The sequence below is a fragment of the uncultured Pseudoxanthomonas sp. genome, from assembly GCF_947498795.1.
In the GTDB taxonomy this organism is placed as follows: Bacteria; Pseudomonadota; Gammaproteobacteria; order Xanthomonadales; family Xanthomonadaceae; genus Pseudoxanthomonas_A.
Genome location: NZ_CANMLQ010000002.1, coordinates 524,244 through 537,484, shown reverse-complemented (window position 1 = coordinate 537,484; position 13,241 = coordinate 524,244). Strand labels below are relative to the sequence as shown.

9 protein-coding genes are annotated in these 13,241 nt (G+C 66.0%); 3 read left to right on the top strand and 6 right to left on the bottom strand.

Going from position 1 to position 13,241, the window contains the following annotated elements; translation table 11 throughout:
- Window positions 1-475: 475 nt before the first annotated feature.
- The 6 genes from Q0907_RS08685 to Q0907_RS08660 all read right to left on the bottom strand — a co-directional run bounded on the left by Q0907_RS08685 (window position 476) and on the right by Q0907_RS08660 (window position 9,335).
- On the bottom strand, window positions 476-1,999 hold the full coding sequence (locus Q0907_RS08685) for a tryptophan halogenase family protein (RefSeq protein WP_299343298.1): 1,524 nt from the start codon (window positions 1,997-1,999) through the stop codon (window positions 476-478).
- A gap of 66 nt (window positions 2,000-2,065) precedes the next feature.
- Window positions 2,066-5,092 (bottom strand): TonB-dependent receptor, encoded by a 3,027-nt coding sequence (locus Q0907_RS08680; protein ID WP_299343297.1) that lies wholly within the window; start codon window positions 5,090-5,092, stop codon window positions 2,066-2,068.
- Between the two features lie 117 nt (window positions 5,093-5,209).
- Window positions 5,210-6,238, bottom strand: coding sequence for a LacI family DNA-binding transcriptional regulator (locus Q0907_RS08675; RefSeq protein ID WP_296281206.1), 1,029 nt, complete (start codon window positions 6,236-6,238; stop codon window positions 5,210-5,212).
- A 182-nt stretch (window positions 6,239-6,420) separates the two neighbouring features.
- Complete coding sequence (locus Q0907_RS08670) at window positions 6,421-8,682, bottom strand: glycoside hydrolase family 3 N-terminal domain-containing protein (RefSeq protein ID WP_299343296.1); 2,262 nt, start codon at window positions 8,680-8,682, stop codon at window positions 6,421-6,423.
- 87 nt (window positions 8,683-8,769) lie between these two features.
- Entirely contained in the window at window positions 8,770-9,039 is a 270-nt protein-coding gene (locus Q0907_RS08665; protein WP_296281210.1) for a BolA family protein, read from the bottom strand.
- Complete coding sequence (locus tag Q0907_RS08660) at window positions 9,036-9,335, bottom strand: YciI family protein (RefSeq protein WP_299343294.1); 300 nt, start codon at window positions 9,333-9,335, stop codon at window positions 9,036-9,038. Before Q0907_RS08660 ends, Q0907_RS08665 begins: the two co-directional genes overlap by 4 nt.
- A gap of 373 nt (window positions 9,336-9,708) precedes the next feature.
- Between Q0907_RS08660 and Q0907_RS08655 the strand changes: the two genes are divergently transcribed.
- From Q0907_RS08655 to Q0907_RS08645, 3 genes are read left to right on the top strand one after another with little or no spacing between them, the layout of a single operon-like run.
- Window positions 9,709-10,614, top strand: a complete 906-nt coding sequence (locus Q0907_RS08655; protein WP_296281214.1) for a ScpA family protein — start codon at window positions 9,709-9,711, stop codon at window positions 10,612-10,614.
- Between the two features lie 51 nt (window positions 10,615-10,665).
- Complete coding sequence (gene scpB, locus Q0907_RS08650) at window positions 10,666-11,490, top strand: SMC-Scp complex subunit ScpB (protein WP_299343292.1); 825 nt, start codon at window positions 10,666-10,668, stop codon at window positions 11,488-11,490.
- Window positions 11,487-13,166, top strand: a complete 1,680-nt coding sequence (locus Q0907_RS08645) for a pseudouridine synthase (protein ID WP_299343289.1) — start codon at window positions 11,487-11,489, stop codon at window positions 13,164-13,166. Before scpB ends, Q0907_RS08645 begins: the two co-directional genes overlap by 4 nt.
- Window positions 13,167-13,241: the final 75 nt, after the last annotated feature.

Below are 13,241 nucleotides of genomic sequence, written 5' to 3'. Positions count from 1 at the left end.
CCAGGATGGGTACAGCGTTTGCGACACTCATGCCGCGTGTAATCGATTACATCTTTCGCACCAAAAAAGCGGCATCGCTGCCGTGTACCGTGACGCTCCCCGCGCCCGTCCGTCTCATGGATGTGCCGAACACGCCCGAAGGCATGCCGCTTCGTGGCGTTGTCGCGTGCCAGAGAAAATCCACGGGATGGGCCATGCGTTGACGGCTCGATGACCAGGCAGGACGTCGCGTCATGACCTGCCACCCTTTGCGCACCTCGCAGGTGAGCCACCCGTGCGTCACGTCCGCCCTCCACGGCTGACCTTCACTGGACGCAATGTAACCGTTTTCAGCGGGGGTGGCAAAAGCGTTTGTGCGATCCCCGTCACGCCGTGCAGGCCGCCGACAAAAAGGGGAAATTCCAGCCGCTCTCTGCTGCATCGCAACGTAGATTCGTGGCGTGTCCAGCGCCCAGCGCTCGCCCCACGCTCGCCCTCACGACACCGTCGCAGGTGCCCGGCAATGACGGTCGATGAAGGCCTGATGCTTGGGCATGGCCTGCACGCATCGCTGGAGCGTCTCGCGGACACTGGCCACCAACCGAACCACATCCTCCTCCGGCATGCGATCCACAAGGGGCGAATACGCATGCGGCACGATCCGCTGCCCCAACATCACCTGCACCCAGCTCTGCAGCGCGAAGAATTCCTCGCCGTCACGGTAGAAGCGCCCGGTAGCGCGGAACAGGTCCAGGTTCGCCTGCAACGTATCGGGAATCGGCATGTCCCGGCATCGCCGCCAGAAAGGCTCGTCGCGTTCGACGGCCTTGTAATGCAGTATCAGGAAGTCGCGGATATGGTCGTATTCGAAGTGGGTACGCGCGTTGTAGCGCGCCACCAGCCCCGGATCCATGTCGCGATGCGGGAACATGTCCAGCAGGCGCAGGATGCCGGTCTGGATAAGCAACAGGCTGGTGGATTCCAGCGGCTCCATGAACCCGCTGGCCAACCCGATGGCGACGACATTGCGGTTCCAGAACTGCTTCCGCTTGCCGGTGACGAAGCGCAGCGGTCTCGGCTCTGCCTGTGGTTTTCCGTCGAGGTTGCCCAGCAGCGTTCCGATCGCCTCGTCTTCGCTCATGAAATCGCTGCAGTAGACCATGCCGTTGCCGGTGCGGTGCTGCAACGGAATCCGCCACTGCCAGCCGGCGGTACGCGCGGTGGATCGCGTGTAAGGCGTGGGATCGCCGACGCGGTCGCAGGGAACGGCGACCGCACGGTCGCAGGGCAGCCAATGGCTCCAGTCTTCGTAACCGGTCTGGAGCGCCTGTTCGATCAACAGCCCGCGGAAGCCGGAGCAATCGATGAAGAGGTCGCCGGTGACGCGGCGACCGTCTTCCATTACCACAGCGCTCACGAATCCCGTTTCCGGCACCCGTTCCACGTCGACCACCTTGCCTTCCACCCGCTCGACTCCCAAGCGTTCGGCGAATGCGCGAAGGTAGCGGGCGTACAGCGTCGCATCGAAGTGATAGGCATACGCAACGTTGGCGAGCGGCGACGTCGGCGGTACGTCGTTGGCACCGGGCAGGAACCGATCTTCGCGCGACGCGAGCGTCTGCAACTGATAGGAGCCGATATCACCCACGTCCTTGCCTGCCATCAGCAGCCGCAGCCAGTAGTGATGGAACGCGGCGGGGCCGGGATCGTGGCCGACCGTTCCGAAGCCGTGCATATAGCGGTCGCCGATGCGCGCCCAGTCGCGGAACTCGATGCCGAGCTTGAAGGTGCCCTGCGTGGCACGCACGAACTCGGCCTCATCCAGCCCGAGTGCCTGCGCGTTGAACGTCCGGATGTGCGGCACGGTCGCTTCGCCGACGCCGACGATGCCGATCTCGTCCGACTCCACCAGCCGCACCTTGCAGCTTCTGTCCAGATGCCGGACCAGTGCCGACGCCGCCATCCAGCCGGCGGAGCCACCGCCCACCACGACGACCTCGCGAATCGAATTCCCGTCCATCTCCCCTCCCCCATATGACGGGACCCGCTTGCGCGGGTCCCGAACATGACCGATGACGCCGTCCCGCTACCAGGTCAGACGTGCACTGACGAACAGCGTACGCGGCGGCGTGTAGCTGGTGACGCCGTTGCCGGTACTGACCACGCTGGTCTCCGGATCGTATACGCCACCAGAACCCCAGACCGTGCGGTACGAGCTGTAGTTCTTCGCGTTGGTGACGTTGATCATGTCCGCACGTACTTCGAATGCCATGTCTTCGGCGATGTCGAAGCGCTTGGACAACGATAGGTCCAATTGCTTGGTGCCGAAGGTACCGGGCGTGTCGGTCGAGACGATGAGCGGCGGGGCGGCGGTGCTGCTACCGTAGTCACGCCAGCCGACGACCGCATTAAGCGGGGGCGGCGTTGCAAGCGTGACCTTTGCCGATGCAGTGAAGCCCCACGGCAAATCGTAGATGCCGGTCATCACCAAGCGGTGGCGAGGTACGGCCTTCAAGTCGATGAAGGGATAGCCATCGATGGTGGCGGCATCGAACGAGTAATGCTCATCGCCGCCGCGGTTACCCTTGGCGCGCGAGAACGTATACGCCGCCGTGAAACCCCAGCCCGACTCTTCCGTGTACGGCTTTTCCGTGGACAGCAGCAACTGGGTGGTCTTGGTCTCTATCCCGTTGTCGCCCAAGATGAGCGCACCGAAGCCCGGCGGCTGGTGCTCCCACGGCTGTGCCAGATCTGCCGCATCCCAGGACGGCGCGTCATAAAAGTTGCCATTCGGATAGCGGTTACCCAGAGTGAAGACGAAGCCCTCCTTGCTATGGACGTACGCGACGGTGGCCGACGAATTCCATTCTCCGATGGTGCCGCGAATGCCCAACGAGTACTGGTCCGAGTAAGGCGTCACCAGATCGTTGTTCATCAAATCGATTTCGCCGTTGCGACGGCGCGTGTCGATCAGCGAGTAGAGCTCATCGATACCGTTGAGGAAGCGCGGGTCCCAGTTGACGCAGGTGCCAGGGGCCGGCGTGCAACCCGAGCTCTCAACGAAACTGATGTCGTAAGTCGCCAAGGCGGCCTTGACTTGTTCCAGGCCCAGATAGTCGTAGAGATTTCGGTCGTAGCTGCGGCCTGCGCCACCGAACAACACCCAGCGTTCGTCGCCAGCCAGATCGTACGAGAAGCCCAGGCGCGGCGCCCAGTTGTTCTTGTCGGACTTGCGGTTGTTGCCCGTGCTGATGTAGTCCTCGATATTGACGCCGCCCGCGCGCAGCTGGTCGGCATAGATGCCGCCCGAATTGCTGCCCGTGCCCGGACCGTACAGGGCGTCGACGACTTCTTGCGGCGTACGGAAATCCACGTAGGACGGGATTTCCTCGTAGTCCCAGCGCAGGCCGAGGTTCAGCTGGAGCCGATCGGTGACATCCCAATCATCCTGGATGTAGATGCCGTACTGCTTGGCGGTGGTTTCTACGATGGGCGAGGCACCCTCGAAGGGCGCATTGAAGCTCACCATGTAGGGAATGCTGTTGGTGCCCACCGGAGAATACGGCGTGACGGCGAGCGAACCGTCGTTGACGGAGTACCGGAATGTCGGGTTGATAGCCGAATTCTCGCTCTGGGTCAGTTCGACCGACTTGTACTTGACACCCATCTTAACGACGTGGTCGCCCATCCACTCAAACGAGTTGAAGGTAAGGTCGTTCTGGAACGCTGGCCCCTTCTGCCCCTTGCGCTGGATCGACAAGGCGCTTGTCGAATCGGCGGTGATCAGTACGTCGTTTCGATTCGGACCGCGGGTGTAGACCGACTGGTTGCCAATCGTGAAAGCCGCCGGATTGAACAGTGAATCCTCGTAGGTAACGCGCGCTTCGTTGAGGAATGTTTCGCCGTAATGCATCCAACGTAGGTCATAGCGCTTGTCGGTGTTGAAGTTGACCTTGGCCGCACTGTCCGTGGTGGTGCCGCCCGCACCGCTGACGCCCTCTTCGTCGCGATACTTGGCTGACAGTTCAAGCCTGTCATTGTCGCCGACATCCCAGCTCAACTTACCGAAGTACAGGTCCTCATTGAAAGGCTGCGTCGTCGGCCCAAGCTGCGCGCGCACGCCCGCAGGCAGGAAGTCCTCGAACGACTCCCACTGACGTTCCGTAGCGACCGGATTGACATTCAGCACGAAATCCTTGGCTTCGTAGCTGAAGAAGAAGTGCATCTTGTCCTGGATGATAGGGCCGCCCAACGCAAAGCCATACTCGTTCTGCTTCGTCTGGGACTTGTCTTCACCCTTGGCCTCTTCGCCGACCGTCGGCTGGCGCATGGAGGTATTGGTGTAACGGGTGAAGAGTTCACCCTTGAACTCGTTCGTTCCCGACTTGGTCTGCGCGATGATCGCCGCAGAACCCACCTGGTCGAACTCGGCCTTGTAGTTCGAGGTCACGACCTTGTATTCGCCGATGGCCAGCTGCGGGAACGGGTTGCCCGCGCTCTGGTCCTGACCTGCTACGCCGCCCGTCAACACGTAGTTCTTCTGGCCGACGCCGTCGATGTAGACGTTGATGGCGCTCGTCTTCTGCGCGCCGCCACGCAGCTTGGACTGGCCGCTGCTCTGGTCTGTCTCGAACTGCATGCCCGGGACCGTGTCGGCGAACTCGAGGAAGTTGCGCGTCAGCTGCGGGACGGTGTTGATCTGCTTGAGCGAGACATTGGTACCGACTTCGGACGTCTTGACCTCCTGCAGCGGCGGTGCGGACACGCGCACGGTGTCGAGCGTGGTCGCGTCACCCGCCGGCGCGGCAGGCGCACCACCCACCAGGTCCAGACTGACCGACGTCGCTACCTGCAGGGTGACGGTGCGTTCGGTGCCGCCCGACGACACCGTATAGGTGCCGGGCGGCAAACCGGCCAGCGCGTAACTTCCGTCGGCATTCGCGGTGACCTGACGCTTGCTGCCAGTAGCGGTGTTGACCGCCGTGACCTGCGCGCCAGCGTCAGCCTTGCCGCGCAGCGTGGCGTTGGACGACTGCGCGATCGCGTGGCCGCTCGCCACGACCAGCACGCTGGCCAGTGCGCACGTCAGCAGTTTGCGCTTGGGTTGGAACATGTTCCGGTTGCGCTGTTTCATTGGCTCTCCCTCCAAAGATTGATGTGGTGCATATCGGCTTGATGCCGCTTGTAATCGATTACATCCCCGCCCAAAAAAAAGCGGTCCTGTCTCAACCTAAGTCTTTGCGTGGCGGCCCTCTCCCACACTCGAAGCCCGGACGATCAGTTCTGGAATCAGCATGGCGGACGGCGCGACGCGCGCGCCGTCGGAATCGATCGCATCCAGCAGGCGGCTCATCGCCTGTCCACCCAGCTCCGCGATACTGACGCGCATCGTGGTCAAGGTCGGGTGAACGAAACGCGCCAGCGGAATGTCGTCGAAACCGGCCAGCGCCACATCCTGCGGGACGCGCACGCCGGCCTCGTTGAAGGCGTACAGGCAGCCCAGTGCCGTCATGTCGTTGGCGGCGAAGACGGCCTGCGGCCGGTCCGCCGACTGCGCCATGCGCTTGCCGGCCTCATAGCCCGAAGACTCACTGAAGTCGCCGGCGAATTCCTGCGGTGGCGTCCCCGGCACGAAACGCGCCATGGCATCGCGGTAACCGCGCAGGCGTTCGCGCGCATCGAAGTTGCCCTCGGGGCCACCGATGAAGGCGATGCGGCGGTGCCCGGCGTTCGCCAGGTGTTCCACCATTGCCACGGCAGCGCCGTAGTTGTCGATGGTCAATGCAGGATAGGACGCATCCTGCACGTCGGTATTGATCAGCACGACCGGCAGGGAGGACGGCAGGTTGTCGACGAGGAAGCCAGGACGGTCGCTGTACGGGGACAGCACCAGCAATCCGTCGACGCGGCCCCGCATCGCACGCAGCGCCTCGCCCTGCTCTTCCGGGTGACCGTGGTAACTGGAGACCAGCAGATGTTGGCGACGCGCGCGGGCGACCTGGTCGATGCCGCGTACCAGTTCCGAGAAGAACTCGCCGTACAGATCGGGCAGGACCACGCCAATGGTCTGCGTGCGCCGGCTGCTCAGGCTGCGCGCAGCGGCGTGTGGCTGGTAGCGGAGGCGGTCGGCGGTGGCGAGCACCTGCTGGCGGACGGACTCGGCGACATTCTCGTGGCCATTCAACGCACGCGACACGGTGGCGACGGAAACCCGCGCCTCACGTGCGACGTCCTTGATGGTGACCGAGGTTCGCGCCATTCCCCGCCCCTCCGCGGTGATGACTGCTGCAAGTGGCGCGGACTGTAACCGTTTTCACGGAAACGTGTAAAGCCCGCGTTATTCGACACGCAAACCCTCGGAAATTCATGCACTTGCATGAACCTCCGAGCGGCCGGGAAAATTTTGCATTGCAGCATGATCCGCTGCTGCAATTCCCACTTTTACTTCGGCACGACCTCGAATGCGGCATCGCGCGTGCGATCGGAACTGCCACCGACGAAGACCGTGAACGTGCCGGGTTCCACCACCCGCTGCATGCGATCGTCGTACATCGCCAGATCCTCGAAGCCGAGCTCGAACGTGACGACCTTCGACTCGCCCGGCGCCAATGCCACCCGCTGGAAACCCCGCAGCTGCTTCACAGGACGGGTGATGCTGGCAACGTCGTCGCGCACGTACAGCTGCACCACCTCTTCGCCTGCGCGCTTGCCGGTGTTGCTGACGCGCACGCTGACGCGTTGCCGCAGATCGCCGAGCTTCAGCGTCGGCGATGCCACGCTGGGCGCGTCGTAGCGGAACGTCGTATAGCTGAGGCCATGGCCGAACGCGTAGAGCGGCGTCCACGGGACGTCGAGATACTTGCTGGTGTACTTCTCTTCCTCGCGCGGCGGACGGCCGGTGTTCTTGTGCGCGTAGTAGATCGGCACCTGGCCGACGTTGTGCGGGAACGTCACCGGCAGCTTGGCGGACGGATTGACGTCGCCGAACAGCACGTCGGTGATCGCATGGCCGCCCTCCACGCCCGGGAACCAGGCTTCGAGGATGGCCGGCACCTTGCCCTTCAGGCGACCGATCGACAGCGGCCTGCCGTTCAATAGCACCACCACCACCGGTTTGCCGGTCGCTGCCACCGCCAGGGCGAGCTGCTCCTGGACACCCGGCAGGTCCAGCGTCGTGCGGTTGTTCGCCTCGGCGCTCATGTCCGGATGTTCGCCGAGGAACATCACCACCGCGTCGGCACTCTGCGCCGCCGCCACCGCGTCGGCGAAGCCGGACGTATCCTGGCTGTCGATCTCGGCGCCCTTCGCCACCGTGATGCGGGTGTCATTGCCGAGCGCGGCCTTCAGGCCTTCCAGCGGCGTGACGGCATCTTCTTCCTTACCCGCCACCGCCCAGTTGCCCAGCATCGCGCGGCGGTGATCGGCCAGCGGCCCGATCACCGCCAGCGTGCGCACGGACTTGGACAGCGGCAGCACGTCGTTGTCGTTCTCCAGCAGCACAAGCGACTTCTGCGCCATCCGGCGCGCATCGGCGCGATGCGCAGGGGTCAGCGTCATCGCGCGCTCGTGGGCGCCATCCGGAGTGCAGGAGCGGTAGGGATCGTCGAACAGGCCCAGCCGGTACTTCGCGTTGAGCACGCGACGCACGGATGCATCCAGTTGCGCCATCGGCACCCTGCCGGCCTTAACTTCGGCGGGAAGATCCTTCACGTAGATCTGGCTGACCATGTCGACATCCACGCCGGCCCGCAAGCCCAGCGCGCCGGCCTGCTTGCGGTCCGCGGCGATGCCGTGCGGCATCAGCTCCATCACACCGGTGTAGTCGCTGACCAGCAACCCATCCCAGCCCCACTCCTTGCGCAGCAGGTCCTCGATCAGCGGCCGGTGCGCGTGCATCGGAACGCCGGCGATCTCGTTGAAGGCCGCCATGATCGATTGCGCACCCGCATCCACGGCAGCCTTGAACGGCGGCAGGTAGAGCTCGTGGAGCGTGCGCTCGGAGATGTCGGCGACGTTGTAGTCGCGCCCCGCCTCGGCCGCGCCATAGGCGACGAAATGCTTGGCGGTGGCGAGCACCGCATCCGGCTTGCGCAGGTCGTCGCCCTGGAAACCGCGCACGCGCGCGGCCGCCAGCACCGAACCCAGGTAAGGGTCCTCGCCTGCGCCCTCGACCACCCGGCCCCAGCGCGGATCGCGCGAGATGTCGACCATCGGCGCATAGGTCCAGTGGATGCCATGCGCCGACGCTTCGATCGCGGCGACGCGGGCGGCATGCTGCACTTCCGCGGGGTCGAAGCTGGCCGATTCGCCCAGTGGCACCGGGAACACGGTGCGGTGGCCGTGGATGACGTCGTAACCGAACAGCAGCGGAATGCCGAGCCGGGACTCTTCGACGGCGATCTTCTGCAGGCGGCAGGTCAACGCCGCGCCTTGGGTTCCGAGGTACGAGCCGATCTCGCCACGCCGGATCTGGTCCTCGTTGCCGGCCATGGCCGCCGGGCCCGTGTTGTTGCCGACGCCTGGCGGCTGGTTCAGCTGGCCCAGCTTTTCCTCCACCGTCATCTTCGCCAGCAGGGCGTCGACGAACGCCTTCTCTTCGGGCGTGGCATAGACCGGAGGCGTCGCAACGGCGGGCGCCGACAAGAGCGCGGCGAACATCCCGATCAGCAGGGGTCGCGGCGAAACGAGGGGTTTCAGGTTCATGGGGGCCCTCCCGGCCTATCGGAGGGGGGCGAATGTAAACGTTTTCACCGCACCCTGCATGTCGCGCTGCCAGATGCGGGCAGCCCCTCAGCGCGATTCGTCGGGCGTGCGGGCCTCGATGGCCAGGGCGTGGATGTCGGTCTGCATCATGTCGCCGAGGGCTGCGTAGACGGCCCGGTGGCGGGCGAGCGGCAGCTTGCCGGCGAAGGCCTCGCTGGTGATCCGCACCGTGAAATGCCCACGCCCATCGCGGGCGCCCTCATGGCCAGCGTGCTTGTGGCTGTCGTCGTCGACCTCCAGCGCGAGCGGCCGCAGGGCGGATTCGAGAGCTGCCCGGATGCGCTCCACCCGATTCACGGCAGGACCTTGCGGAACGGCCGGACATCGACGCGGGCATAGACGCCTGCGGCTACGTAGGGATCGGCATCGGCCCAGGCCTTCGCGTCTTCCAGCGAATCGAATTCGGCGATGACGATGCTGCCGCTGAAACCGGCCGGACCCGGATCCTCGGCATCGATCGCCGGGCAGGGACCGGCGAGCAGCAGGCGCCCCTCGTCGCGCAGGGCGGTCAGGCGCGCCAGGTGCGCCGGTCGCGAGGCCAAGCGCAACGGAAGGACATCGGTCCCGTCATGGCCTTCAATGGCATACCACATGGTGTTCACTCCCAGGGCGAAGACTGAATTGTACGTGCGACCCGCGCGGCGGGTGCTGGACACGGTCAGGGCCAACGCTTACCCTGTCATCCATTGCACGGCCGGAAGCAGCGGCCCGTCCAGGGGAAAACCCGGCCACGCCGGCCTCCCTGCCCTGTCGAGGGACCTCCTGGACGTTCGATTCGCTGCCCCCCTCCGCCCGCGCCCGACGACCTCGCTGTTCGCTCCCCGCATTCCTGCGGTGTGCTTTGCCGGTTGCTGTAAGGGAAGCGTTCGCCCTGCGACGCGTAGATGATGGTTGGTGCATTGCCGGTGCCGCGCCGTCCTGCCTCGGGCAGGCCCGCAGGGTGACCCGCACGATGGCTGTTCCTTGATGAGCCCAGAACTCGCGTCCGACGCGAACCCACAACCCCCGACCACGCGCCCCCAGCAGCAGGAAATGCCGCTGGCGGTGGTGCATGGCCAGCCTGTTCTGCAGATTCCCCAGGACCTGTACATCCCGCCGGATGCGCTGGAAGTCATCCTGGATGCGTTCGAAGGTCCGCTGGACCTGTTGCTGTACCTGATCCGGCGGCAGAACCTGGACATCCTTGACATCCCCGTCGCCGAGATCACCCGGCAGTACGTGGACTACATCAACGTGATGCAGGAACTGCGGTTCGAACTCGCCGCCGAGTACCTGCTGATGGCCGCCATCCTGGCCGAGATCAAGTCGCGCATGCTGTTGCCGCGGCCGGTCAGCGAGGAAGGCGAGGAAGGCGACCCGCGCGCCGAACTGGTCCGCCGCCTGCAGGAATACGAGCGTTTCAAGCAGGCCGCCGAGGACCTGGACGCCCTGCCCCGCCAGGACCGCGACACCACGCCGGTGCACGCCGACGTGCCGGATCGCGCCGCGGTCAAGCTGCCGCCGCCGGTGGAACTGAAGGAAATGCTGCTGGCGCTGCACGACGTGCTCAAGCGCGCCGAGCTGTTCACCGGCCACGCGATCAAGCGCGAGGCGCTCAGCGTGCGCCAGCGCATGGGCGACGTGCTGACGCGGCTGGAGGACGGCAAGTTCCATCGCTTCGAAAGCATGTTCACGCCCGAGGAAGGCAAGCTGGGCGTGCTGGTGACCTTCTTGGCCATGCTGGAACTGGCCAAGGAGCAGCTGCTCGACATCGTGCAGGAAGCTCCGCTCGCCCCGATCTACATCAAGTCGCTGGCACTGAACAACACCAACGAACCGCTGCAGTTCTCCAGCGAATTCGACGACAGCGACGCCGCCAACGACAGCCAGTGAACCCGGCCGGGGCCACGAACGCCCCGCCGCACTTCCGAACGACAGGACCGCATGGATCAATCGCTCATCAACCGCATCGTGGAAGCCACCCTGCTGGCGGCCACCCAGCCCCTGACGCTGGCGCAGCTGCATGGCCTGTTCCCCGAGGACGAGCCGGCGCCGGAAAGCAGCGTCGAGCAGGCCCTCGAGGATCTGGCCGCCGGCTGCGCCGACCGCGGCGTCGAACTGGTGGAGGTCGCCTCGGGCTACCGCTACCAGGTCAAGGCCGACGTGCATCCGTGGGTCGCGCGCCTGTGGACCGAGCGCAAAACCAAGTACACGCGCGCCACGCTGGAGACCCTGGCCCTGATCGCGTACCGCCAGCCGATCACCCGCGGCGAGATCGAACAGGTTCGCGGCGTGGCGGTCAGCAGCAACATCATCCAGGCGCTGGAAGAGCGCGAGTGGATCCGCGTCGTCGGCCACCGCGACGTGCCCGGCAAGCCGGCGCTGTTCGGCACGACCAAGGTTTTCCTGGACTATTTCGGCCTGAAGCGGCTGGACGAACTGCCGCCGCTGTCCGAGCTGAAGGACATCGGCGAACTGGAACCGCAGCTGCCGCTGGATGGCGCGCCGCTGCCGGTCAGCATCGCCAGCGGCGATGCCGTCGACGACGCCGGGCTTGAAAGCCCGCAGGACGCGGACGCAGACGTGGGCGACCACGGCGACAAGGACGATGAACAGCAGGACATCCCGGCATCTGTCGATGCCGACGAAGACACCCACTCGGATGAAACCGGCGACGACGCCGGGGACGACGAAGCACCTCAACCCGAAGATGACGACGCCGCTGCTTCCGAGCAGGAAGACCAGGCACCGTCGGAGCAGAAACAATGAGCAACACCCCCCCGAAGAAAGCCCCCCTGGGCAAGCTGTCGCTGAAGCGCGGCGAAGGCGCCGAGACGCCGGAAACCACCCGCCTGGAGGAACGCCTGCACAAGGTGCTGGCCCAGGCCGGCCTGGGCTCGCGCCGCGCGCTCGAACAGCGCATCGCCGACGGCCTGGTCAAGGTCAATGGCGAAACCGCGCAGACCGGCATGTCGGTCAAGGGCGGCGACCGCGTCGAGCTGGACGGCAAGACGTTCGTCGCCAGCGCGCTGACCGAACCCTCGCGCGTGCTGATCTACAACAAGCCGGAAGGCGAAGTCACCACACGTGAAGACCCCGAAGGCCGCCCGACGATCTTCGAAGCGCTGCCCGCACTGAAGGGCGCGCGCTGGATCGCCATCGGCCGCCTGGACATCAACACCACCGGCCTGCTGGTGCTGACCACCGATGGCGAACTCGCCAACGCGATGATGCACCCGTCCTACGAGGTCGAGCGCGAGTACGTCGTGCGCGTGCGTGCGCCGGAAGGCCAGGAAAGCGTGCCGGACAACATCGTCGACCGCCTGCGCCGCGGCGTGGCGCTGGACGACGGCCCGGCCAAGTTCGACGAGATCGAGCGCATCGGCGGCACCGACTCGCACGACTGGTTCCGCGTGGTGGTCAAGGAAGGCCGCAACCGCGAAGTGCGTCGCCTGTGGGAATCCCAGGGCTGCCAGGTCAGCCGCCTGAAGCGCGTGCGCTACGGCAAGGTCAGCCTGCCGCAGCCGCTGCTGCGCGGCCAGACGCAGGAACTGCCGGACGCGCAGGTCGAAGCGCTGCGCAAGGACCTGGGCCTGGATGTCGGCACCCCCGCCGCCCTGACGCTGCAGCCGGTGATCGGCCAGCGCAAGGCCGCCAAGTCGACCGTGCACGTCGGCGGCGGCCGCAGCGGCAGCGCCTACGTCAACGGCCACAACAGCGCCGACGAAGGCCGCGAGCTGCGCCGCTTCGACCACGTGCGCGAAGACCGCGGTCGTGGCGGTCGCGGCAAGAAGCCGCACGGCGGCCTGACCGTCAGCGGCGAACAGGCGGCCAAGCAGTCGCAGCGCCCGTTCAAGCAGCGCACGCCCAAGGGCCCGAAGCCGTTGCCCGATGGCAATCCGGCCGCCTTCCGCAGCTGGTACGTGCCGGACGGCGTGGACACCGGTCCTGCCGGGCATCGCAACGCCGGTCCCGGCGGCCCGAAGAAGCCCTACGGCGGCAAGCCGGGCGGACGTCTCGGTGCCGGTGGCAAGCCCGGTGGCGGCGCAGGCAAGCGTGGCCCGGGCGGCGGCCAGGGCGGCTTCGGCGGCGACCGCTTCGGCAACGAACGCGGCCCCGGATTCGGCGCCGAACGTGGACCGCGTGGCGGCCAGGGCGCCGGCAAGCCTCAGCGTGCGGCGCGTCCGTACGGCCACCCGGCCAGCGCGCCGAGCTTTCCCTCCGACCATGCCAACCCCGGTTTCAATCCGTACGGCCAGCAGCCGCGCGGCCCGCGTCCGCAGGGACGGCCTGGCGGCGGCAATCGCCCGCAGCAGGCCGGTCCGCGGCCAGGGCCGGGCGGTCGTCCTGCAGGCGGCCGTGGTCCTGGCGGTCGACCGGGTGGAGGCGGTGGAAGGCCCGGCGGTGGCGGCCAGCGCGGCCCCCGCGGCGGTGGCCACGGCTGAAGCGACACCAAGAAGGCGCCCACGGGCGCCTTCTTCGCATGTGCGGATCGGAGGCGCGGACTTCATGGCGACTTC